Source organism: Amycolatopsis thermoflava N1165, assembly GCF_000473265.1.
Lineage (GTDB): Bacteria > Actinomycetota > Actinomycetes > Mycobacteriales > Pseudonocardiaceae > Amycolatopsis_E > Amycolatopsis_E thermoflava.
Window position 1 is genome coordinate 5654671 of the sequence record NZ_KI421511.1, and the last position, 21436, is coordinate 5676106.

Annotated in this window: 25 protein-coding genes; 14 read left to right on the forward strand and 11 right to left on the reverse strand. The window is 71.3% G+C overall.

Going from position 1 to position 21436, the window contains the following annotated elements:
- Positions 1-7: 7 nt before the first annotated feature.
- Positions 8-685, reverse strand: a complete 678-nt coding sequence (locus AMYTH_RS0127845; RefSeq protein WP_228684988.1) for a YcnI family copper-binding membrane protein — start codon at positions 683-685, stop codon at positions 8-10.
- A 398-nt stretch (positions 686-1083) separates the two neighbouring features.
- On the opposite strand from AMYTH_RS0127845, the gene AMYTH_RS0127850 reads away from it, so the two are divergent.
- From AMYTH_RS0127850 to AMYTH_RS0127865, 4 genes are read left to right on the forward strand one after another with little or no spacing between them, the layout of a single operon-like run.
- Positions 1084-1404, forward strand: a complete 321-nt coding sequence (locus AMYTH_RS0127850; protein WP_027933015.1) for a 2Fe-2S iron-sulfur cluster-binding protein — start codon at positions 1084-1086, stop codon at positions 1402-1404.
- A complete protein-coding gene (locus AMYTH_RS0127855; protein WP_027933016.1) occupies positions 1401-2621 on the forward strand; it encodes an NAD(P)/FAD-dependent oxidoreductase in 1221 nt (406 codons plus the stop codon). Before AMYTH_RS0127850 ends, AMYTH_RS0127855 begins: the two co-directional genes overlap by 4 nt.
- A 57-nt stretch (positions 2622-2678) precedes the next feature.
- Positions 2679-3860 (forward strand): L-2-hydroxyglutarate oxidase, encoded by a 1182-nt coding sequence (gene lhgO / locus AMYTH_RS0127860; protein WP_037324088.1) that lies wholly within the window; start codon positions 2679-2681, stop codon positions 3858-3860.
- Between the two features lie 23 nt (positions 3861-3883).
- On the forward strand, positions 3884-4366 hold the full coding sequence (locus AMYTH_RS0127865; RefSeq protein WP_027933018.1) for a permease-like cell division protein FtsX: 483 nt from the start codon (positions 3884-3886) through the stop codon (positions 4364-4366).
- On the opposite strand, the gene AMYTH_RS0127870 is transcribed toward AMYTH_RS0127865, so the two are convergent.
- A complete protein-coding gene (locus AMYTH_RS0127870) occupies positions 4363-4887 on the reverse strand; it encodes a DUF3558 family protein (RefSeq protein ID WP_027933019.1) in 525 nt (174 codons plus the stop codon). The genes AMYTH_RS0127865 and AMYTH_RS0127870 overlap by 4 nt on opposite strands.
- Positions 4888-4995: 108 nt before the next feature.
- Here AMYTH_RS0127870 and AMYTH_RS45835 point away from each other — a divergent pair, with 108 nt between their 5' ends.
- The 3 genes from AMYTH_RS45835 to AMYTH_RS0127885 all read left to right on the forward strand — a co-directional run bounded on the left by AMYTH_RS45835 (position 4996) and on the right by AMYTH_RS0127885 (position 7993).
- Positions 4996-5751 (forward strand): maleate cis-trans isomerase family protein, encoded by a 756-nt coding sequence (locus AMYTH_RS45835; RefSeq protein ID WP_037322726.1) that lies wholly within the window; start codon positions 4996-4998, stop codon positions 5749-5751.
- 67 nt (positions 5752-5818) lie between these two features.
- The gene (gene serS, locus AMYTH_RS0127880; protein WP_027933020.1) at positions 5819-7108 is read left to right on the forward strand and encodes a serine--tRNA ligase; all 1290 of its coding nucleotides are present in this window, start codon (positions 5819-5821) and stop codon (positions 7106-7108) included.
- 138 nt (positions 7109-7246) lie between these two features.
- Positions 7247-7993, forward strand: coding sequence for a DUF2382 domain-containing protein (locus AMYTH_RS0127885; RefSeq protein WP_027933021.1), 747 nt, complete (start codon positions 7247-7249; stop codon positions 7991-7993).
- Positions 7994-8038: 45 nt separating this feature from the next.
- On the opposite strand, the gene AMYTH_RS0127890 is transcribed toward AMYTH_RS0127885, so the two are convergent.
- Genes AMYTH_RS0127890 through AMYTH_RS0127905 form a run of 4 tightly spaced genes read right to left on the reverse strand, consistent with a single transcriptional unit; the run spans position 8039 to position 11186 of the window.
- A complete protein-coding gene (locus AMYTH_RS0127890) occupies positions 8039-8944 on the reverse strand; it encodes a haloalkane dehalogenase (RefSeq protein ID WP_027933022.1) in 906 nt (301 codons plus the stop codon).
- Between the two features lie 23 nt (positions 8945-8967).
- A complete protein-coding gene (locus AMYTH_RS0127895; protein WP_027933023.1) occupies positions 8968-9420 on the reverse strand; it encodes a DUF350 domain-containing protein in 453 nt (150 codons plus the stop codon).
- 43 nt (positions 9421-9463) lie between these two features.
- Complete coding sequence (locus tag AMYTH_RS0127900; protein WP_017986167.1) at positions 9464-10630, reverse strand: glutathionylspermidine synthase family protein; 1167 nt, start codon at positions 10628-10630, stop codon at positions 9464-9466.
- A 1-nt stretch (position 10631) separates the two neighbouring features.
- Positions 10632-11186, reverse strand: coding sequence for a hypothetical protein (locus AMYTH_RS0127905; RefSeq protein WP_027933024.1), 555 nt, complete (start codon positions 11184-11186; stop codon positions 10632-10634).
- 125 nt (positions 11187-11311) lie between these two features.
- Between AMYTH_RS0127905 and AMYTH_RS0127910 the strand changes: the two genes are divergently transcribed.
- The 3 genes from AMYTH_RS0127910 (at position 11312) to AMYTH_RS0127920 (ending at position 14148) form a co-directional block, all read left to right on the forward strand.
- Positions 11312-12244 carry a septum formation family protein gene (locus AMYTH_RS0127910; RefSeq protein WP_228684990.1) on the forward strand — a complete coding sequence of 311 codons (933 nt, stop codon included), beginning with the start codon at positions 11312-11314 and terminating at the stop codon, positions 12242-12244.
- A 6-nt stretch (positions 12245-12250) separates the two neighbouring features.
- Positions 12251-12601 (forward strand): metallopeptidase family protein, encoded by a 351-nt coding sequence (locus AMYTH_RS0127915; protein WP_020416417.1) that lies wholly within the window; start codon positions 12251-12253, stop codon positions 12599-12601.
- 335 nt (positions 12602-12936) lie between these two features.
- On the forward strand, positions 12937-14148 hold the full coding sequence (locus AMYTH_RS0127920; RefSeq protein ID WP_027933026.1) for an MFS transporter: 1212 nt from the start codon (positions 12937-12939) through the stop codon (positions 14146-14148).
- Here AMYTH_RS0127920 and AMYTH_RS0127925 read toward each other — a convergent pair.
- Positions 14135-15697: an AMP-binding protein gene (locus AMYTH_RS0127925; RefSeq protein WP_027933027.1), complete on the reverse strand. Its 1563-nt coding sequence runs from the start codon at positions 15695-15697 to the stop codon at positions 14135-14137. The genes AMYTH_RS0127920 and AMYTH_RS0127925 overlap by 14 nt on opposite strands.
- Before the next feature lie 96 nt (positions 15698-15793).
- On the opposite strand from AMYTH_RS0127925, the gene AMYTH_RS0127930 reads away from it, so the two are divergent.
- On the forward strand, positions 15794-16198 hold the full coding sequence (locus AMYTH_RS0127930) for a hypothetical protein (protein ID WP_017986161.1): 405 nt from the start codon (positions 15794-15796) through the stop codon (positions 16196-16198).
- Here AMYTH_RS0127930 and AMYTH_RS0127935 read toward each other — a convergent pair whose 3' ends face one another.
- From AMYTH_RS0127935 to pheA, 3 genes are all read right to left on the reverse strand, one after another.
- On the reverse strand, positions 16199-16837 hold the full coding sequence (locus AMYTH_RS0127935; protein ID WP_037322728.1) for a DUF4232 domain-containing protein: 639 nt from the start codon (positions 16835-16837) through the stop codon (positions 16199-16201).
- A gap of 153 nt (positions 16838-16990) precedes the next feature.
- Positions 16991-17608 (reverse strand): histidine phosphatase family protein, encoded by a 618-nt coding sequence (locus AMYTH_RS0127940; protein WP_027933029.1) that lies wholly within the window; start codon positions 17606-17608, stop codon positions 16991-16993.
- Positions 17605-18519: a prephenate dehydratase gene (gene pheA / locus AMYTH_RS0127945; protein ID WP_027933030.1), complete on the reverse strand. Its 915-nt coding sequence runs from the start codon at positions 18517-18519 to the stop codon at positions 17605-17607. Before pheA ends, AMYTH_RS0127940 begins: the two co-directional genes overlap by 4 nt.
- Before the next feature lie 97 nt (positions 18520-18616).
- On the opposite strand from pheA, the gene AMYTH_RS0127950 reads away from it, so the two are divergent.
- The 3 genes from AMYTH_RS0127950 (at position 18617) to AMYTH_RS49660 (ending at position 20602) form a co-directional block, all read left to right on the forward strand.
- Positions 18617-19231: a macro domain-containing protein gene (locus AMYTH_RS0127950; protein ID WP_027933031.1), complete on the forward strand. Its 615-nt coding sequence runs from the start codon at positions 18617-18619 to the stop codon at positions 19229-19231.
- Positions 19232-19374: 143 nt separating this feature from the next.
- Positions 19375-20307, forward strand: coding sequence for a type I pantothenate kinase (coaA, locus tag AMYTH_RS0127955; RefSeq protein ID WP_017986156.1), 933 nt, complete (start codon positions 19375-19377; stop codon positions 20305-20307).
- A 127-nt stretch (positions 20308-20434) separates the two neighbouring features.
- Positions 20435-20602 carry a hypothetical protein gene (locus AMYTH_RS49660; protein ID WP_167344619.1) on the forward strand — a complete coding sequence of 56 codons (168 nt, stop codon included), beginning with the start codon at positions 20435-20437 and terminating at the stop codon, positions 20600-20602.
- On the opposite strand, the gene AMYTH_RS0127965 is transcribed toward AMYTH_RS49660, so the two are convergent.
- Positions 20599-21435 carry an SDR family NAD(P)-dependent oxidoreductase gene (locus tag AMYTH_RS0127965; RefSeq protein WP_027933032.1) on the reverse strand — a complete coding sequence of 279 codons (837 nt, stop codon included), beginning with the start codon at positions 21433-21435 and terminating at the stop codon, positions 20599-20601. The genes AMYTH_RS49660 and AMYTH_RS0127965 overlap by 4 nt on opposite strands.
- Between the last annotated feature and the right edge of the window lies 1 nt (position 21436).

A 21436-nucleotide genomic window follows, 5' to 3' on the forward strand; every position in this document is an offset into this window, starting at 1 on the left:
GCGGCCCCTACAGCCGGGCCTTTTCACGCTCACCGACCGCGGGGACCGGCGCGGGCTTGCGGCGCACGGCGGCCCAGCCGAGCGCGACCAGTCCGGCGGCCAGGCCCGCCCCGCCGAGCACCCGCGCGGTGGTGTCCGAAGTGGACTCCGGCGCGGGCGGTGGCGCCACGGACAGCGCCGGCGCCGGGTGCTCCGGCTCCGCCTGCCCAGCCTGCGGCACGTCGATCCACCGCACGACCTGCCCGTCGGAGTAGGTCTGCAGGGTCTTCATGACCAGCGTTCCCGCGGGCGGCGAGGCGATGCTGACCGGGAAGTCCTGGTAGGTGCCGACGGGGATCTGCCCGCCCTCCCAGACGATCGCGGTGACCGCTTCGCTGATGGTGCCGTGCTCGGTCGCGACCGGTTGCGGTAGTTCGGTCGTGGTGACGGACACGCTCCAGCCCGGCACGGTCTGCGGGGTGACCGAGGCCAGGGGCTTGTCCTCGGGGAAGCGGACCTCGAGACGGACGGTGGTGGCGTCGTCGCGTTCGTTGGGCACGCGGAAGGCGACGGTGGCCCGCTCGCCGGGTTCGGCGGTGTCCGGCGAGACCGAGACGTGCGCCCACGCGGCCGGTGACAGCAGGAACATCGCCGCGATGCCGACCGCGGTGGCAGTGACAGTGCGACGCAAATGCGGTGCGCGCAATGCGGATCCTTTCGGTTGTCACCGCGACGGCGAAAGTCGCGGCGTGGCCCAATACTGCCGCCGCTCGTGTCGCGCATGTGGCACCACTGTTAACGGCACGTCACAAACCGCTCCAACCGGATGTCGAATGCTACCCGAAAGGCAAATTCCGGCCACTTCACTTGCCGGGTTTCCGCAGGTCACAGCCGGTTTCGGTCGGAACCTCTTTTTCCGTACCCGATTGCCGGGAGTCGGCTGAGGCAATATCATCCCAACTCGCCGGCCACTCCTCCGTCGAAGAAATCTTCCGCACAGCAGGCCTCGCGCGAACCGGGCTCGGAACTAACATTTCCGAAATACCCGGCTGTTAGCGTTCTGCGGGCAACACGCCGCCGGAGAGGAGAGGTGGGAGCAGCGTCATGCCCAAGATCACTTATGTTCAGCAGGACGGCTCGGCCGAGTCGTTCGACGTGCCGGCAGGCATGTCGGTCATGGAGGCCGCGATCGAAGCGGGGGTCGGCGGGATCGTCGCCGAGTGCGGCGGGAACGCCATCTGCGCGACCTGCCACGTGTACGTCGACCCCGGTCAGATCGAGAAGCTGCCGCTGCCGCAGGCGGACGAGGACGCGATGCTCGACAACACCGCGTGCCCCCGCGCCGAGAACAGCAGGCTGTCCTGCCAGATCGAGGTCACCGAGGAACTCGACAGCCTGACCGTGACCGTGCCGGAGGAACAGTGACCGACGTCGTGATCGTGGGCGCGGGGCAGGCGGGTTTCCAGGTCGCCGCGTCGCTCCGCGAGAAGGGGCACCCGGGCCGGGTGGTGCTCGTCGGGGACGAGCCGGGCGTGCCCTACCAGCGCCCGCCGTTGTCGAAGGCCTACCTCTCGGGCGCCCTGCCGGGCGAGCGTCTCGCGCTGCGACCGCAGGCGTTCTACGACAAGCACGGCATCGAGCTGGTGTGCGGGCGGGCGGTCGGGATCGACCGGGACCGCCGCCGCGTCGCACTCGCCGACGAGCGTGAACTGGAGTACGGGCACCTCGTGCTCGCCACCGGGACCCGCAACCGCGAACTGCCGGTGCCGGGCGCGAAACTCGACGGCGTGCTGGGCCTGCGCACCCGCGCGGACGCCGACGCGCTGCGCGAGCGGATCGGCGGGGCGCGGAACGTGGTGGTGATCGGGGGCGGGTTCATCGGCCTCGAGTTCGCCGCGTCGGTGGCCGAGCTCGGGCTGTCGGTCACCGTGCTGGAGGCGTCGGACCGGCTGATGCGCCGGGCCGTGTCGCCCGCGGTGTCGGCGCACTACCGGGAGCTGCACGAGCGGCGGGGCACGCGGGTGCTGTTCGGTGCGTCGGTGGTCGCCCTGCACGGCGGCCACGAGGTGACCGGGGTCGAGCTGGCGGACGGCTCGGTGCTGCCCGCCGACCTGGTGGTCGTCGGCATCGGCGTGGTACCCAACACGGAGCTGGCCGCCGACGCCGGACTGGCGGTGGACAACGGCATCGTGGTCGACGAGCAGATGTCCACATCGGACCCGCGCGTCTCCGCGGTCGGCGACTGCGCGGTCTACCCGAGCCGGCACGCGGGCGGCCCGCTGCGGCTGGAGTCGGTGCAGAACGCGGTGGACCACGCCCGCTGCCTGGCCGCGCGGCTGACCGGCGCCGCGGAGCCGTACGCGTCGGTGCCGTGGTTCTGGAGCAACCAGTTCGACGCGCGACTGCAGATCGCGGGACTCGGCACGGACCACGACGAGGCGGTCGTGCACGGCGACCCGGAAGCGGGCTCGTTCTCGGTGTTCTGCTTCCGCGCGGGGCGGCTCGTGTGCGTCGAGTCGGTGAACCGGACACCCGACCACATGGCGGCGCGCAAGCTTTTCACCGCGGGCGGGTCGCTGGACCGCGAGGTGCTGACCACCCCGGGCTTCGACTTCCGGCAGCACCTGGCCGCCATGGCCTGACTCCCGTCACCCGAGTGGCCCAGCACCCCGGTCGCCGGCGTATACGCTGTCGGCGTGGTGAACCGGGTTGTCGTCATCGGTGGCGGAATCATCGGGCTCGCGACCGCGTGGGAGCTGACCCGGCGCGGGTCGGCGGTGACCGTGCTGGAGAAGGAGGACCGGTGGGCGGCGCACCAGACCGGCCACAACTCCAACGTCGTGCACGCCGGGCTGTACTACAAGCCGGGATCGGCGAAGGCGCGGATGTCCGTCGCGGGCAACCGGTCCATTGTGGACTTCGCACGCGAGCACGGGGTGCCCGTCGAGGTGTGCGGCAAGCTCGTCGTCGCGACCAGCGAGGCCGAACTGCCCGCGCTGGGTGTGCTCGCGCAGCGGGCCGAGGCGAACGGCGTCCCGGCGAAGCTGATCAGCGCCGCGGAGGCCCGCGAGTACGAGCCCGAGGTGTCGTGCGTGCGGGCGCTGCGGGTCGAGTCGACGGGCGTCATCGACTTCCCCCGCGTCTGCACCGCGCTGGTCCGGCTGCTCACCGAGCACGGCGCCGACCTGCGGCTGAGCACCGCGGCGCGCGGCATCCGGCCAGGTCGGTCGGGCGGCGTGGAGATCGCCACCGGCGACGAGGTGCTGCGGGCCGACGCGCTGGTCAACTGCGCCGGCCTGCAGTCCGACCGGATCGCCGAGCTCGCCGGGCTGCGGCCGAGCGCGCGGATCGTCCCGTTCCGCGGCGAGTACTACGAGCTCCGGCCGGAGCGGCGGCACCTGGTGCGCGGGCTCATCTACCCGGTGCCCGACCCCGCGCTGCCGTTCCTCGGCGTGCACCTGACCCGGATGCTCGACGGCAGCGTCCACGCCGGGCCGAACGCGGTGCTCGCGCTGCGGCGGGAGGGCTACCGCTGGCGCGACGTGTCGCCCGCGGACCTCGCCGACGTCGCCCGCTTCCCCGGCTCGTGGCGGCTCGCGCGGAAGTGGGCCTACCCGACCGGGCTGGAGGAGGTGCGGCGGTCGCTGTCGAAGCGCCGGTTCGCGGCCAGCCTGGCGCGGCTGGTGCCCGCGGTCGGCCCGGACGACATCGTCCGCCACGGCTCCGGCGTGCGGGCCCAGGCGCTGCGCCCGGACGGCTCGCTGGTGGACGACTTCCTCATCGAGACCGCGCCGCACCAGGTGCACGTGCTGAACGCCCCCTCCCCCGCGGCGACGAGCGCGCTGGAGATCGCCAAGCACGTGGCCGACCAGGTCGGCTGACGCCGGGCTGCCAGGATGATCAGGTGACCGACAGACCCGTCGCCGCGGCCGTACCGCGGCGGACCAGAAGCATCCCCGTGTGGGTGTTCGTCCTCTCGCTCGTGCTCGTCGTCGGCGCCGGCCTCGGGGGCGGCGCGCTCCTGTGGGCGGGCGACTCGCCCGCGGACCGGCAGGCCGCGGAAGCGCGCGACAAGTGCGAACACCAGATCACCGTCTACTTCAACGGCGCCGACCCGGACCCGGCGATGTCCGCGGCGGCGGACCGGCTGCGCGGTGACGCCCGGTTCGCGAGCGTCCACACCCAGACCCGGCTGGAGGCCTGGGCGGAGTTCAAGCGGCTCTTCGCCGACCAGCCGGACCTGCTGAACAGGTCCCGGCCGGAGGCCCTGCCCGCGGCCGTGGTCCTGATGACCCGGCCGGACACCGCGCCCGAGCAGGTGGCACCCGATCTGGAGCAGCTGTTCCCCGGCGCCGAGGTCCAGACCCTCGACCCCTGCTCGCCCTAACGCTGCGGCAGGTGCGCGGCCACGATCGGCGCCGCGCGTTCGGCCACCACGCACGACTTGCTCGGGTCCAGCAGGTTCTGCCCGCTGAGCACCACGAACTCCATCTCACCGAGCTTGACGGCCAGGTTGCACAGCCAGTCGCCCATGATCGAGCTGTAGTGCTGCCACGTGATGCCGCCGATCTGCTTCTCCCCGAGCGGCTGCGCGGCGAAGTACTCCTCCATCGTCTGGTCGGTGCCGTAGTAGGCCTGCAGCGAGTCGTCGAGGCTGGCGTCCGGGTCGAGTGAGCGCCATTCGCAGCCCGGCGGCACCCGGTAGGAGGGCTGGGCCGGCTTCGGCGTCCCCGGGCCGAGCCCCAGCTCGGCGGCCTCGTCGGTGGTGAGCAGCGTGCACGGGTCGGTCGAGCTGACCGGCGCCACCGTGATCCGCCCCGGCGCGGGCTGCGGTGTCCCGCTGACCGTGGTCGTGCACGCGCTGACCAGGCCGGCCGCTGCCACCACCACGGCGATCCGCCACCTCACTGAATGCCTCCCCGGACCAGGTTTAACCGCTCGGTAACTCGCGGCGTGATCGGTTGTCCCACGCCGAACCTAGCCTGGCTGGCGCTGCCGGGAGAGGGAGACGCCGCGATGACAGCTGATCCGTTCGAGATCACCCTGCCGGTCCAGACCGGGATCGGTGTGGTCGCGCCGTTCGACTTCGCCCTCGACCGGGAGCTGTGGCGCTGGGTGCCGGACCACGCGTGCCTGCACACGACGCGCCTGCCCTACCTGCCCGAGCCGGTCACCGTGCAGCTCGCCGAGGCGCTGGCCGACCCGCACGGCGTCCGCCGCGCCACCCGCGACCTGCTCGTCCCCGAACCCGAGGTGGTCGCCTACTCGTGCACGTCCGGCAGCTTCATCGGCGGCGCGGCGGGCGAGGCCGCCCTGGTCGCGGCGATGCTCGATGCCGGGGCGCCACGCGCGGTCACCACCTCCGGCGCGATGGTCAGCGCGCTGGAGTCGCTCGGCGTGCGCCGGGTCGCGGTGGTCACGCCGTATGTGGACGCGGTCACCGACCGGCTGGTGTCGTTCCTCGCCGAGTACGGCATCACCACGACCGCGAGCGTCGGGCTCGGCATGCTCGGCGACATCTGGAAGATGACCTACGCGCACGTGCTGGCCGCGGTCGCCGAGCTGGACACCACCGGCGCCGACGCGTTGTTCGTGAGCTGCACGAACGTCCCCACCTACGACGTGATCGAGCCGCTGCGGCGGCGCCTGGGCATCCCGGTGCTCACCGCCAACCAGGTGACCATGTGGTCGGCCCTGCGCGCCGCCGGCGTGCCACTCGACTGGGACCTGGGCGCGCCCGCGCGGCGGGAGTTCGGGCTGGCGACCGGGTAGCGCGAAACCCGCTGGTCGGGCTCGTTACGCTGGAGCGCATCCGTACCGGCTCGCACCAGGAGTACTGATGCACGACCCCCGCCAGCTGCTCGACCCCGAGGTGGACGCGGCCGCCAAGCTGCGCCGTCGCGGGTACGTGCTCGACACCGACCACCTGAGCAAGCTGGTGAGCAGGCGGTCCTCCGTCATCAGCGAGGGCGACCAGGCGCGGGCCGAGTCGAAGAAGGCCGCGGCCGAGGTCGGCGCCGCCGCCAAGCGCGGTGAGGACGTCACCGAGCTGCGCGAGCGGGCCCGCGAGCTGAAGAACCGGATCACCCGGCTCGAGGAGGAGCAGCGGGAGGTCGAGGCGGAGCTGCACGAGTTCCTGCTCGGCATCCCGAACATCCCGCTCGACGAGATCCCGGACGGCGCCACCGAAGAGTTCGCCGAGGAGGTGCGCCGCGTCGGCACGCCGCCGGAGTTCGACTTCGCGCCGCTCGACCACGTCGACCTCGGCGAGCGCGCCGGGATCCTCGACCTGGGCCGCGCGACCAAGCTGTCCGGCCCGCGGTTCGCGGTGTTCAAGGGCGCCGGGTCGCGGCTGCAGCGCGCGCTGGCGCAGTTCTTCCTCGACGTGCACACGGGCGAGCACGGCTACACCGAGTTCAGCCTGCCCGCGCTGGTCACCCGGCAGACCATGACCGGCACCGGCCAGCTGCCGAAGTTCGAGGAGGACCTGTTCCGCACCGGGGTGGCGGACCGGGAGCTGTTCCTCATCCCGACCGCCGAGGTGCCGCTGGTCAACCTGCACGCGGGCGAGATCCTGCAGCTGGAGGACCTGCCACTGCGCTACACCGCGCACACACCGTGCTTCCGCTCGGAAGCCGGCTCGTACGGCAAGGACACCCGCGGCCTGATCCGGCAGCACGAGTTCTCCAAGGTCGAGCTGGTGCAGTTCGTCGAGGAGGAGCGCTCGCGCGAGGCGCTGGACGAGATCCTGTCGCACGCCGAGGCGCCGCTGCGCAAGCTCGGGCTGCCGTACCGGGTCATCAAGCTCGCGGCGGGCGACACCGGGTTCTCCGCGCAGATCACCTTCGACGTCGAGGTGTGGCTGCCCAGCCAGGGCACCTACCGGGAGATCTCCAGCGCGTCGGACACCGGCACGTTCCAGGCGCGCCGGGCGAACATCCGCGGCAAGGGCAAGGACGGCAAGCGGGCGCAGATCGCCACGCTGAACGCGTCCGGCCTGCCGATCGGGCGGACGCTGGTGGCGGTGCTGGAGAACAACCAGCAGGCCGATGGCTCGATCCGGATCCCCGAGGCGCTGGTGCCCTACACCGGGTTCGCGGTCATCAACCCCGACGGGACGACCTCCTAACCGGTCGCCTGTCCAACTTGGACAACCTTCCCCGCGGCTGGGGGACGCTCACGTGAGTGATCCCCGATGGTGTCAGTTTCGCACCCCCACCGATCCGTCTACACCCATGGCGGAACGGAAACGGGGAAGGAGTGAGCAATGACTGGCACCATGCGTCCCGAGGAGCTCATGGAGAACGCGGTGGTGGACACCCACGGCCGCAAGATCGGGAAGGTCGGCACGGTCTACGTCGCCGACGACACGCAGCAGCCGGAGTGGGTCACGGTCCGCACCGGCATGTTCGGGCACAAGGAGAGTTTCGTGCCGCTCAAGGGCGCCACGATGGACCGTGACGGCCTGCACGTGCAGGTGACCAAGGAGAAGGTGTCCGAGGCGCCGCAGACCGACGGCGACCGGCACCTGTCCGAACAGGAATCCGCCGAGCTGTACCGGTTCTACGACATGCCGGCGCCGCGGGCCAGCCAGGAGAACCGGGGCGGCCGCACCACGCCGCAGCCCGGCAAGCGCGGCACCACCGGCGAGTCGATGACCCGCTCGGAGGAACGGCTGAACGTCGGCACCGAGCGCGTCGAGACCGGCCGGGTGAAGCTGCGCAAGTACACCGTCACCGAGGAGCAGCAGGTCAAGGTGCCGGTGACGCACGAAGAGGTGCGGCTGGAGCGCGAGCCGATCACCGACGGCGAGCGGGGCAACGCGCGGATCTCCGACGAGGAGCAGGAAATCACCCTGCACGAGGAGCGCCCGAAGGTCGAGAAGGAGACCGTGCCGGTCGAAAAGGTGCGGCTGGCGAAGGAAACCGTGCGCGACGAGGAGACCGTGTCCGGCCAGGTGCGCAAGGAGCGCGTCGAGATGGAGGACGACACCAAGCAGCGCCGCAACCGCTGACGCGGGGACGCCACGGTGGTGGCGCCACCGTGGCGTCCGCGGCTGTCAGCCGGTGACGAACCGGGCGATGATGCGGCCCAGCTCCTCGCCCTGGTCCTCCTGCAGGAAGTGGCCCGCGTTCTCCAGGGTCCGGTGGTCCTGGCCTGCCGCGCCCTTCATGGCGCGCTGCAGGACGGGGGCCGCCGGGCCGGTGATCGGGTCGCTGTCGCCGAAGGCGCAGAGGAACGGGATGTCCAGTTCGGACAGCACGGCCCAGGCGCGGCGGTTCGCCTCGCTCGCCGGATCGTCCGGAGTGGTCGGGACCAGCCCGGGCATGGCGCGCGGGCCTGCCTTGTACATCTCGTTGGGGAACGGGGCGTCGTAGGCGGCGCGCTCTTCTTCGGTGAGCTTGGTGCGACAGCCGGACTGCACGAACCGTCCGATGTCGAGCACCGGCGCCTTCTGCACGGCGGCGCGGAACGCGAGCCACTCGTCCGGCATGGACTGGTCACCGGTCGGCAGGACGGTGTTGGCCGCCACCACGCGCGCGAACCGGTCCGGGTTCTCGGCGACGACGCGCAGCCCGATCAGGCCGCCCCAGTCCTGCCCGACCAGCGTGACGTCACGCAGGTCGAGCGCGTCGAACGCGAACGAGCGGATCCACTCGACGTGCCGCGCGTAGGTGTGGTCGGCGACGTCGACGGGCTTGTCGGAGCGGCCGAAGCCGATCAGGTCGGGCGCGATCGCTCTGATCCCGGCGTCGGCCAGGACCGGCAGCACCTTGCGGTAGAGGAAGGACCAGCTCGGCTCGCCGTGCAGGAGCAGCACGACGGGACCGTCGAACGGGCCTGCCTCCACGTAGGAGATCCGGACGATGCCGTCGTGCTCGCTCTCCAGGTCGCAGTAGAGCGGCGGGTAGTCGAAGTCGGGGAGGTCGGTGAACCGGTCTTCGGGAGTCCTCAGCAGGCGCACACACCCACCCTAGGGGCTTCGCGTCAGCTGATCGAGACCGCGACGACGAGACCCAGCGCCAGGTGCGCGGCCGCGACCACGATGCTCGCGGGTGCGAACACCTCGCTCTGGATGGTGCCCTTCACGTCGATCCGGGTCGACCACTCCAGCAGGCGCACCGCCAGCACCTGCACGATGATCCCGAGCAGGCCGTAGACCAGCGAGGTGATCAGGCCCTCGGTGAGGTCGCTGGCCGAGTTGAAGATCGCGACGACCACGATGAACGCCATCGACAGCATCCCAGAGGCCGTGACGATCACCGCGTTCGGCAGGCCGCGGCGCACCAGGTCGGACAGCTTGCCGGGGGTGGTCCAGTCGATCGCGTAGAACCCGACCAACATCAGCAGCAGACCGATGACGCCGTACAGCAGGATCGCACCGATCCCGCGCACGAGGTCGGAACCGAACGTCTCGGCCAGCGCGAGGGTGTAGGTCACGGATTCTCCCAGTTAGGTGGTGTGGATGATCGCGGGTGGTTTATCACGATTGCGGGATGCGGTGTGGGACGAACGCGGCGCCGTCGTCGGTGACGAGGCCCGCCGTCTCCCGGATGCCCAGGCCGGCTGACGAGTCGCCGACGATCCACGCGCCCAGCGCCGGGCGGAACCCGTCGAACTCGGGCAGCGGGTCGAACGCCTGGTAGACGTACCCCTCGGCGCCGTAGACGCCGCCGGTCTCGGTCTCGTAGCCGGGCGCGACGATCTGCACGTTGGCGCCCTCGCGGCCCAGTTTCGGCTTGCGCACGTACTCGGTGAGGACGCCGGGCTGGTCGACGAACGCGGGCAGCAGGTTCGGGTGGCCCGGGTAGTTCTCCCACAGGATCGCCAGCAGCGTCTTGTTGGAGAGCAGCATCTTCCACAGCGGCTCGATCCACAGGGTGCGCGGCAGCGATTCGGCGGCGTAGCGGCCGAACTCCTCCTCGACCACCCACTCCCACGGGTACAGCTTGACCACGGTGTTCATCGGCGCCTCTTCGAGGTCGACGAACCGCTTGAGCACCGGGTCCCAGCCGATCTCCTCGATCGCCAGCCCGACGGTGTCCAGGCCGGCCTCGGCCGCGGTCTCCTGCAGGTAGGAGGTGGTGATGTGGTCCTCGCCCGTCGGGTCGGCGCTGGACCAGGTGAAGTACAGCTCGTTGCTGGGCAGCTGGCCGCGGATCTCCTGCCAGCGCTCGACGAGCCGTTCGTGCACCGAGTTCCACTGGTCGTCGTCCGGGAAGACCTCGGTCTTCCAGTGCCACTGCAGCACCGACGCCTCCAGCAGCGACGTCGGCGTGTCGGCGTTGTACTCCAGCAGCTTCGCCGGGCCGTTGCCGTCGTAGCGCAGGTCGAAGCGGCCGTAGACGTGCGGGTCGCGGCGCTTCCACGACTCGGCGATGTGCGGCCACACCCACTCCGGGATGCCGAACTCGCGGTAACGCTCGGTCAGCACGACGTTGTCGACGGCCTCCAGGCACATCGAATGCAGCAGCTCGACGTCGGCTTCGAGGCTGAGCACCTCGTCCATCTCCAGGACGTAGTGCACCGACTCGTCCCAGTACGGCCGCTCCTGACCCGATCCGTAGCGGGCGGGCGTGCCGAACACGAGGCCCTGCTCTTCGACGATGCGCTGCCAGTCCCGCCGCGGCTGGGCGGTCCCCCTCCGCACCCTAGGATCCCCCGCTCTTCCCGTCGCCGCCGCTGGACTTGCCGCTGATGCCGAAGCCGCCGCGCTGCACGGTCTTGCCCGACTGGGTCTTGACCGTGGTGTTGCCGGACGGCTTGGTGTAGGTGCCGCCGGACACGGGCTGGCCGACCGTGCCGGTGCCGCCGTAGTTGTAGCGGTACTGGCTGTACTGGCCGCCACCGATGGGGATGAACCAGAACCCGGTGGCCGAGTTGTAGTACCCGCCGTGGCTGGTGGCGTAGTTGTCGTCGCAGTACTCGTCCGGCTGGACGGTGCCGTTGCCGTCGGTGCAGACCGCGTTGACCGTCTCCCCGGTGCCCGCGAGGTACCAGGTCGCCACGACGGCGACGAGGCCGACCGTGACCCCGCTGCCGATCAGCACCTTCCGCCGGGTGGCGGCCTTCTGCTCCGCCTGGGCGCGTGCCTGCTCCGCGGCGGCCTCCTGGCGGGCCTGGTCTTCCAGCGCCTGCCGCCGAGCGCGCTGCTCGGCCAGCGTGGGCTCCCGTCGTTTGGCCGTCGACGGGTCCTGGAACCGCATCGAGCCGCGCGGGGGCTGTTCTCCCGGGGGCTGCTGGCCGCCCGGCGCACCGTCGTCTGTCATCGCGCTCACCCTAACCACCCGCGGGGTGTCCCGTCCCGCTGACGCAGGCATTATGGGACGCGATGCTCGGAGATGGAGTGGAGAAGACCACGCTGCGTACTCGCCTGGTGATGGCGGGTGTGTTTTTGGGCGCCATCCTGGCGTTGTCGCTGAGCGTCACGTTCTCGTGGGGAGGCGCCGTCAGCGGCGGCGGCAAGGTGGAGGAGTCCCCCGAGGCGAAGGCCGCGTTCACCGCGCCGCCCGGCAGTTGTGTCACCTGGACCATGCCGGACGTGTCGGACATCCACGTCGTGCCGTGCACCCAGCCGCACCTGTACGAGGTGACCGGCGTGGTCAACATCGGCGACAAGTACCCGCCGAACGCGCCCGCGCCGACGGTCGACCAGTGGCGGGACATCGCGTTGGAACGCTGCACGGCCGGGGTGGAGACGTACCTGAACGAGCAGCTCGACCCGTTCGGCCGGTTCACGGTGAGCGCGCTGCGCCCCGGAAACGACGAGTGGGCCGACGGCGACCGCGACATGCGGTGCGTGCTGCAGTGGGCCGCGCCCGGCGGCAAGCTGGAGCCGATCATCGGCAACGCGGCGGGCCAGTCGCAGTCGGCGGTGTGGGAGCCGGGCACGTGCCTGGCGCTGGCCGACAAGACGGTCGGCAACCCGATCGACTGCGCGCAGCCGCACTCCTACGAGATCGTCGCCACGCTGGACCTGAAGACGAAGTTCCCGGACGGCTACCCGTCGCAGAACGACCAGAAGATCTGGCTGGACACCGAGTGCAACCGGGCGGTCCAGGACTACGCGGGCGAGGTCGACCTGGCGGCGCAGAAGCTGATCCTGACGTGGGACATCCGGGAGCAGGAAAGCTGGGACGCCGGTTCGACGCTGGTGAACTGCAAGGTCGGCGCCAAGCTGCCGGACAACAGCGGCCTCGCCCCGGTGACGGGCAGCATCCGCAAGGCCGGGACGCCGGCTCCGCCCACGACCCCGGGCAGGTAGTGGCCGGTGCCCGTGGAGATGTCGAAGGCCCGGTTCGAGGAACTGGTGGCCGACGCGCTGGACGAGGTGCCGGAGGAACTGGCCGGCGCGATGGACAACGTGGTCGTGCTGGTGGAGGACCACAACGACGAGGCGCCGGACATCCTCGGCCTCTACCACGGCGTCGCGCTGACCGAACGAACGAGCGACTACGGCGGCGTGCTGCCCGACCGGATCTCGATCTACCGCACCCCGATCCTGGCCATGTGCGATTCGGAGGAGCAGGTGGTGGAGGAGGTGCTGATCACGGTGGTGCACGAAATCGCACACCACTTCGGCATCGACGACAGCCGCCTGCACGAACTCGGCTGGGGCTGACCCTTCTTTAGAGGTGACCCACCAGGGTGGGCCTCGCTCGCGTCCTCCCCGTCGCCTGGCTGCCAACGAGCTTCCCTGCTGCCTGGCCACGGGGCGGACGCGAGCCCAGGCCCACCCGCACCCAACGCAACGGCACTACAAACGCAACCACCCCCACGACCCGGCCCCCTCCTCCCCAGAGCTTGCCCGCCGGCGAGGCACTTCTTTTTCTTTGAACCCAAACCCAAAACCAACCCCCATTTCGGGTTCATCAACTCGCTTCCCGAACCCCTCACATGGCAGCATTCAAAGCACTGGGGAACCAGCACGCTACCGAGGGTGATCATGAAGGACGCATGCCGGACCGGCGGCTGAGCTGGCTGCTGGCGGCCAACGGGGTGGGCAACCTCGCCGACGGGATCGGCAAGGTCGCCTTTCCGCTGCTGGCCACGACCCTCACCCGGGACCCGGTGCAGATCGGCGCCCTGTCCGCGACCCAGTTCCTGCCGTGGCTGCTGCTCGGCGTGTTCGCGGGGACGCTGGCGGACCGGGTGGACCGCAAGCGCGCCGTGCTGCTGGCCAACGCGATGCGGGCAGTGGTCGTCGGCCTGACCGCCCTGCTCGTGTACACCGGCACGTTGTCGATCTGGCTCGTCTACGTCGCCGCGCTGCTGCTGGGCGCGGCCGAGACGGTGGCGGAGAGCGCGGGCAACGCGATGATCCCCGCGCTGGCCAGGCCGGATCAGCTGGAGAGCGCGAACAGCAAGTTCCAGGCCGCCGAGATCCTCGGCCAGACCTTCCTGGGCGGGCCGGTCGGCAGCCTCACGTTCGCGTTGTTCGCCGCGTTCCCGTTCCTGCTGAACTCGGCCGGGTTCGCCGTCGCCGCCGCGTTGCTCCTCGGGCTGACGGGCAGTTTCCGGCCGAAAACCCGAGCCGGGCCGACCCGGTTGCGCACCGATCTGGTCGACGGGCTGAAGTGGCTGGTCCACCACCCGCTGCTGTGCCGCCTGGTGGTGATCGCCGGGCTGATCAGCTTCGCCAGCGAGATGGCCCAGGCCCAGCTGGTGCTGTACGCGCTGGAGGACCTCGGGCTGAGCGAGGCCGCGTTCGGGCTGTTCACGTTCGTCGGCGGCATCGGCGGGCTGGCCGGCGCCGCGGTCGCGCCGCGGCTGGTGCGGCTCGCCGGGCGGCGGCCGGTGCTGGTGGCCGGGATCTTCGCCGGTGGCGTCGGGTTCGGCGCGATGGGCTTCGTCCACCAGCCGGTCGCCTCCGCCGCCCTGTTCGGCCTGTTCGCGGCGGCCGTCGTCGCGGTGAACGTGGTGCTGGCGACCGCCCGCCACGCCCTGGTGCCGAGCGAGCTGCTCGGCCGCGTGCTCGGGGTGTGGCGGACGGTCGTGTGGGGCGCGATCCCGCTCGGCGCGCTGGTCGGCGGCGCGCTGACGGAGGTGCTCGGCAGCGCGAGCGCCACCTTCGCGGTGTCCGGCGGCGCCCAGATCGCGCTGGCCGCGCTCGCCGCGCTGCTGCTGTGGCGGTTCTCGATGGACCGCGAGCCGGTCAGCTCTTCCTGAGCAGGAACCGCTGCAACTTGCCGCTCGGGGTCTTTGGCAGCTCGGACACGAAGTGCACCTGGCGCGGGTAGGCGTGCGCCGCGAACTTCGTCTTCACCAGCTGCTGCAGCTCCGCCACCAGCTCCTCGCCCGGCTCGGCGCCCTGGCGGAGCACGACGAACGCGGCCAGCACCTCGCCACGCAGCTCGTCCGGCAGGCCGACCACGGCCGCCTCCGCGACGGCGTCGTGCTGCAGCAGCACGCTTTCCACCTCGAACGGGCCGATCCGGTACCCGGCCATCAGGATGACGTCGTCGTCGCGCGAGGCGAACGTGAAGTAGCCGTCCGCGGACTTCGTGGCCACGTCACCGGTCAGGTACCAGCGGCCGTCGGCGGAGAACCGCTCCGCCGTGCGATCCGGCGCGTCGCGGTAGCCGGTGAACCACATCAGCGGACTGTGCTCCAGGTCGACGGCCACCCGGCCCTGCTCACCGGGCGGCGCGACCTCGTCGGCGTCGGGGCGCAGCACCTCGGCGCGCCAGCCGGGCAGCGCGCGTCCCATCGACCCCGGCCGCAGCTCGCCGCGGACGTCCGGGTGCCAGCCGTTCGCGATCACCATGCCCAGCTCGGTCTGCCCGTAGTGGTCCAGGATCGGCACGCCGAACGCCTTCTCCGCCCACTCGATGACGTCCGGGTTCAGCGGCTCGCCCGCGGACGAGCAGTGCCGCAGCCGCAACCCGTCCGGCACGGGCACATCGGCGTTGCGCAGCGCGCGGTAGACCGTCGGCCCCGCCGTGAAGTTGGTGACGCCGAACCGGTCCAGCACCGAGTAGGTCAGCTCCGGGGAGAACCCGGCGTGCAGCAGCAGGCTGCGCTGCCCGAGCGCGAGCGGGCCGATCACGGCGTAGTACAGGCCGTAGGCCCAGCCCGGGTCGGCGGCGTTCCAGAACACGTCGTCGGGCCGGTGGTCCAGGCCGAACTCCTGGTACATCCGGAACGCGGCGATCGCCCGCGCCGGGATCGGCACGCCCTTCGGCGCGCCGGTCGTGCCGGACGTGAACAGCTCGACGATCGTGCCGTCACCGCCGACGGCGACCGGCTCCGGCTGCGGTTCCGCGCGCAGCAGGTCGGCGAACGCGATGTCGTCCCCGCTCGCCGCACCGGTGACGATCACGCGCCGCTCGCCGGGGACCTCGTCGAGTTTGGCGCGCTGCGACGGGTCCGCGACGACCACCTTGACGCCGCCGACCCGGGTTTCGATCGCGGGCGGCGCGAAGGCGGTGAACAGCGGCACCTGCACCGCGCCGAGCCGCCAGATCCCCAGTACGGCGACGACGAACTCGGCCGACTTCGTCATCAGCGTCGCGACCCGGTCGCCGCGTCCGACCCCCAGTTCCGCCAGTGCGGTGGCGAAGCGCGCTGAGGCGTCCCGCAGCTCGCCGAAGGTCAGGTCACGGCTGGTCAGGTCCGGTTCGACGACGGTGAAGGCCACGTCGCCGTCCGGGTGGTCGTCGCACAGCAGCCGGGCGACGCAGGCGTCCGGCCGGTCGTAGGGGGACGTCGGTGTCATGGACCCGATGGTCGTCGCCGGGGCCCGCGCGTGCCACCCCCGGATGGGGGCCGATCAGCGTATGGTGCGGGCGTCCGGTCGGTGCTGGAATGTCCTATGCGGATCAGTGAGTCCGAGGAGCCGGTGGCGGCGCGGCGCCGGCTGGTGCTGGCGGGTGTCGCCGGCTTCGCGGTGGGTGCGGGGATGATCGGCGTGCTGTGGGCGTCGACCACCGCGGTGAGCGGCCCGACCGCGGACGCGAAGGCCGCGTGCGCCGCGCTGGCCAGGGCCGAGCCGTTGCCCGAGGGCCGCGTCGGCCGCGGCACGCTCGAACCCGGCGTGCTGCAGCACATCATGGCGGCGGACGCGCTCGCGGCGGCGGCCGCCGAGGTCAGTTCGACCTACGACGACCTGGCCGACCACATCGACGGCGTGCGGCGGATGGCGCTGAGCCTCAACTTCGCCGATCCCAACGGTCGGCGGCACCTCGCCCAGGCGCGCGAAATCTGCGGCACCGTCTAGCTACTCGCCGTTGCCCTTTTCGATCGTCTTGACGGTGAGCTGGTCACCGGGGATCTTCTCGCTCGCGCAGCCCGTCGTGGGCAGCTCGACGAACATCGACGCCGTCTCCTGCGGCGGGTAGACCCGCAGGCCGCGCACCGGCTGCGGCTGGCAGGTCACGGTGTCGTAGTTCTGCACGTTGACGAACCCGACCTCGGCGTAGGCGGTGTCGCCGTTGTTCAGCGTGAACGCGCCGCCCTTCTCGCCCTGCCGGACCGCCGCCGGGCCCACCTGGTGGCCGTCCTCCCCGGCGACGTACGAGACGCCCGGGAAGCCCTGGATCACACACGGACGGTCACTCACGTTGGTGAAGATCAGCGGCCGGTAGACGGTGCCCGCACCGGCGTCGCCGCGGCCGAGGGTCAGCTTGAGGTCGCCGGACTTGCACAGCGTCTCGCCGGCCTTCGTGCTGGTCGCCGCGTCCGGTTCGGTTGTCGACTGGGACGTGGACGGGCTGCTGGAGGTGGCCCCTGGCGTCGTCGGCGCCCCCGACTGCGGCTGGGCGTTCTCCGTGCCCGCGGTCCCGCAACCGGCCAGGACGGCCGCCACTGCCGCCGTCGCCACACCCAGCCCGATGCGCGGGAAATGTCCTCGAACCACGATCTTTCCCCTCCCTGTGCCGATCGGAGCACTACCCGGGAGACGTGCGGTCCACACGCCGGGTTGCGTGGTGTCACGCGATTTTCCGACGACCCATCGCGACATGCGGTGAAACTACAACAAGACACGCTGTGTCACCGCCCGACAAGTCGCCTACATGGGCAAACCGGCCCAGTTCAGGCACTGCCAGCCACCATCCGCGGCGATCTCCAGCTCGACGATGCCGGTGTTCGGGATCAGGCCCTGATCGGCCAGCTCGGGCCGCACATTCGGGGCCAGCCACTCCGCGCCGATGCGGATCAGCCCGCCGTGCGAGACCAGCACAACGACACCGTCCGATCGGGTGAGGTCGTGGCGCTCGGCGAGACCGGCGATCGCACCGGTGAACCGCGCCCTGGCCTGCTCGCCGGTCTCCCCGCCGGGCATCGCGACGTGCAGCTCGCCGCGCGTCCAGTGGCTGAGCACCGTCAGGTAGTGCTCGATCGCCTCCCGGTCGTGGCGGCCCTCCAGGTCCCCGACGACGATCTCGTGCACACCCTCGACCCGCTCCACCGTCATGCCCAGCGCCTGGGCGAGCGGGGCGGCCGTCTGCTGCGCACGGGTCGCGTGCGAGGCGTAGACCGCCTCCACCGGCTCGGTCGCGAGCTTCTCGGCCAGCTGCCGCGCCTGCTCGTGGCCCAGCTCGGTGAGCGGCGGCCCGGGCAGCGCGGTGTCCAGCTTCTTCGCGACGTTCGCCGCGGTCTGCCCGTGCCGGACCAGGTACAGCTTCACGCCTGCTCCCCTCTCTGCACCGCGGCGACCCAGTCCGCGGCGTCGGTGAAGTCTTCGTTGCGGGCGGCCGGTTCGATGGTCGCCGTCACCCCGTCGGCCCTGGCGAACGAACCGAGGAACCGGACATCCCGGCAGCGGCGGCGCAGCGCGGCGAGCGCGTCGGCGATGCGCGGCTCGGCGACGTGTCCCTCGAAGTCGATGAAGAACCGGTACTCGCCGAAGTTCTGCTTGTTCGGGCGGGCGTCCAGGCGGGTCAGGTTGATGCCACGGGTCGCGAGCTCGGTGAGCAGTTCGGCGAGCGCGCCGGTGCGGTTGGCGGCCGCGGCGACGATGGAGGTGCGGTCCGCGCCGGTCGGCTCCGGCAACGCCACCGGGGGCCGCCGCATCAGCAGGAACCGGGTGCGGGCGTCGCGGACGTCGGCGACCTCCGTCGCCAGCACCTTGAGCGGGTAGTGCTCGACGGCGACCGGCGCGGTCACGGCGGCGTCGAACTCCCCTGCCTGCACGGCGACCGCGGCCGCCGCGGTCGAGCCGGCTGCCACCGCGCGGGCGCCGGGCAGGTTGTCCTCCAGCCACTTCCGGACCTGCGCGAGCGCGTGCGGATGGCTCGCCACAGTACGGATTTCGCCGACGTCGTCTCGCGTGAGAACGCTGAAGTGCACTGGTAGCAAGGCTTCCGCAACACCGATCAACGGCTCGCCGACGGCGAGGCTGTCCAGCGTCGCGGGAACCGCGCCCTCGACGGAGTTTTCGACCGGCACGCATGCCGCGTCCGCTTCGCCGCGCCGAACGGCGTCCAGCGCCTTGGGAATCGTCTCGGCGGCGACGAGTTCGTCCCCCGCCGCCGTGAAGGTGCGCGCCGCCTGCTCGGTGAACGTCCCGACCGGCCCGAAATATGCGATCCGTGACACGCGGACAGGCTACGCACCGCGCCGCGTCCTGGTTTGTTCAGGCATTCGAGTGCGCCGCGTGGTTACGCGGGATCGTGTTTTTTGGCATGGTGTAGGGGTGACTGCCGAATCGGGCACCCAACCCACCGGCAACCGAACGGAGGACCAGGTCGCACCCTCGACTCCCGTCCTGGTGCTGTGTGCCGTCGACGAACCACTCGCCAGCGCGTGGCGCTCCGTTGTGGACACGATGACCGGATCGGTGCTCGTGCACCGGGGTTCGGTGCTGGACGTGGTCGCCGACGCCGTGGTGAGCCCGGCGAACTCGTTCGGCTGGATGCGCGGCGGGATCGACGCCGTGTACGCGCGCGCCTTCCCGAACGTCGAGCAGAACGTCCGCAGCACGATCCTCGCCTACCACGGCGGCGAGCTGCCGGTGGGCAGCGCGGTCGTGGTCCCGACCGGCGAGCCCGCCCCCGCGTGGCTGATCAGCGCGCCGACGATGCGTGAACCCGGCGAGCGCCTGCCCGCCGACACGGTCCACCCGTACCTGGCGGCGCGGGCGGTGTTCCTGCAGTGGCGCGACGGCGTGCTGGAGCAGGGCGTGGCGGTGCGCGCGGTCGTCGGCACCATCGCGATGCCCGGTCTCGGCACCGGTGTCGGCGGGGTCAGCCCGGAGACCTGCGCGCGCCAGGTGGCGGCGGCCTGGGACGAGGTCTTCCGGCGCAGCTAGCACTCCCGCGCTGGTCAGCGACGGTTTCCGGGGTGCGTGTAGAAGGTCACAGCGCATTTACGCGCCGTAAGACCTACCGTTGAACCTGCGTTACCGGAGATGTCGACGCCAGCCCAGCCCACCGACGGGCAAGGAGTGTGGGAATGCCACGGGTACGTGAGCTCAGCCCGTACGTCGAGCTCCACCGGGAGCAGTGGCGGGAGCTGCGTCGCAGCACCCCGTTGCCGCTGACTGCCGAGGAGCTGCGCGGTCTGCGGGGGCTCGGGGAGCAGATCGATCTGACCGAGGTCGCCGAGGTCTACCTGCCGCTGTCGCGGATGATCAACCTGCAGGTCGCGGCGCGTCAACGCCTCTACGAAGCCACCACGACCTTCCTCGGCGAGGACTGCCGCGGCACGAAGGTGCCGTTCGTGATCGGCATCGCGGGCAGCGTCGCGGTCGGCAAGTCGACCACCGCGCGGATCCTGCGCACCCTGCTCGCCCGCTGGCCCGACCACCCGCGCGTCGACCTGGTGACCACCGACGGCTTCCTCTACCCGAAGGCCGAGCTGGTCCGCCGCGGCATCATGCACCGCAAGGGCTTCCCGGAGAGCTACGACCGCCGCGCGCTGCTGCGGTTCGTCTCCGACGTCAAGTCCGGCGCCGAGTCGGTCAGCGCGCCGGTGTACTCGCACCTCGCCTACGACATCCTGCCCGGCGAGGAGCAGGTCGTGAACCGGCCGGACATCCTCATCATCGAGGGCCTGAACGTACTGCAGCCCGGCCCGAGCCTGACGGTGTCGGACCTGTTCGACTTCTCCATCTACGTGGACGCGCACATCGAGGACATCGAGCGCTGGTACGTGGAGCGGTTCCTGAAGCTGCGCAGCACGGCGTTCGCGGACCCGGCCTCGCACTTCCACCACTTCGCGACGCTGGACGACGTGGAGGCCCGCGCCGAGGCGCGGCACCTGTGGCGCACGATCAACGAGCCGAACCTGGTGGAGAACATCCTGCCGACCCGCCCGCGCGCGACGCTGGTGCTCCGGAAGGACCCGGACCACAGCATCAACCGCGTCCGCCTGCGCAAACTGTAGGCGCGGCCTCGGCCGAATGGCTGACCCCGGTGACCGAGCGGTAACCGGTTGGCCGATACCGCCGGCACTTCGCAAAGCTCACCCTGGAGTGCAGGAAATGCGCCCTGACCAGGGAGGAGGCACGCCGATGTTCGCGATCATCATCACGTGGATCGGCGCCGTGCTCGGTATCACGGTGCTGCTGGTGATGGCCTTCGGTGCGTTCGTCCTCGATTTCGAAGACGCTCTCGCCGACCGCCGCCGCAAGCGCCCGCTCGACCCCGTGGCCGTGGAGAGCCCGACCGCGGTCCCCTAGCCGGTGAGGTGCGCGCCCGCGAGAGCGAGGCTGCGGGCGCGCAGCGTCGCCCTCGCCGCTGCGTCGTAGGCCTGGTCGTTCGCCCGGGCCGGCCGGACCCGGTCGAAGAACTGGCCAGTCACGCCCTCGACCTCCGGACCGACCGCGAGCCTGCGGGTGGCCGCCACCCCGGTGTCCAGGGTGTCGGAGCTGAAGCCGATCTCGGACAGGACGATCTTGGTCGGCATGTAGGTGCCCGGGTGCAGGCAGGTCGCGGTCAGGTCGGCAGGCGCGAACCGCCCGGCGAGGTCGAGGCAGTGCATGATCTGCGCGAGCTTGCTCTGCCCGTACGCCCGCGTACCCGAATAGTCCCGCTCGAGCATGAGATCGTCGAAGTCGAGCGGGTGCTGGCCCAGTGACGCGACGTGGACGACGCGGGCGGCGTGGTCCGCGGTCGCCGAGGCTCGCAGGAGCGGGATCAGGTTCTCGGTGAGCACGAAGGTCGCCAGGTAGTTCACCGCGAAGCGCAGCTCGTGGCCGTCCCGGCTGGTGCGGCGCTCGCGGCCGTCCGGCTCGCCGGACCCGATGCCGGCGTTGTTGACGAGCACGTCGAGCCGGCCGGCTTCGTCCGCGATCGTGCCGGCCAGCCTTGCCACCTGGGCGAGTTCGGACAGGTCGGCGGTCACCGTGACCGGCGCGGCGGCCCCGGCGGCGCGCACATCCGCGGCGATCCGGTCGAGCTTGCCGGGATCACGACCGTGCAGGACGAGACGGACGTCTTCGGCGGCGAGTCGCACCGCGAGTGCCCGGCCGAGGCCGTCGGTGGCGCCGGTGATCGCGACGGTCCGGGTCACC

Coding starts and splice junctions, on each gene's coding strand:
- coaA (WP_017986156.1), top strand. CDS start 19,375: ATGCCACGGGTACGTGAGCTCAGCCCGTACGTCGAGCTCCACCGGGAG.
- AMYTH_RS0127920 (WP_027933026.1), top strand. CDS start 12,937: ATGCCGGACCGGCGGCTGAGCTGGCTGCTGGCGGCCAACGGGGTGGGC.
- serS (WP_027933020.1), top strand. CDS start 5,819: ATGCACGACCCCCGCCAGCTGCTCGACCCCGAGGTGGACGCGGCCGCC.
- AMYTH_RS0127885 (WP_027933021.1), top strand. CDS start 7,247: ATGACTGGCACCATGCGTCCCGAGGAGCTCATGGAGAACGCGGTGGTG.
- AMYTH_RS0127905 (WP_027933024.1), bottom strand. CDS start 11,186: ATGCGGTTCCAGGACCCGTCGACGGCCAAACGACGGGAGCCCACGCTG.
- AMYTH_RS0127925 (WP_027933027.1), bottom strand. CDS start 15,697: ATGACACCGACGTCCCCCTACGACCGGCCGGACGCCTGCGTCGCCCGG.
- AMYTH_RS0127930 (WP_017986161.1), top strand. CDS start 15,794: ATGCGGATCAGTGAGTCCGAGGAGCCGGTGGCGGCGCGGCGCCGGCTG.
- AMYTH_RS49660 (WP_167344619.1), top strand. CDS start 20,435: ATGTTCGCGATCATCATCACGTGGATCGGCGCCGTGCTCGGTATCACG.
- AMYTH_RS45835 (WP_037322726.1), top strand. CDS start 4,996: ATGACAGCTGATCCGTTCGAGATCACCCTGCCGGTCCAGACCGGGATC.
- AMYTH_RS0127850 (WP_027933015.1), top strand. CDS start 1,084: ATGCCCAAGATCACTTATGTTCAGCAGGACGGCTCGGCCGAGTCGTTC.
- AMYTH_RS0127910 (WP_228684990.1), top strand. CDS start 11,312: ATGCTCGGAGATGGAGTGGAGAAGACCACGCTGCGTACTCGCCTGGTG.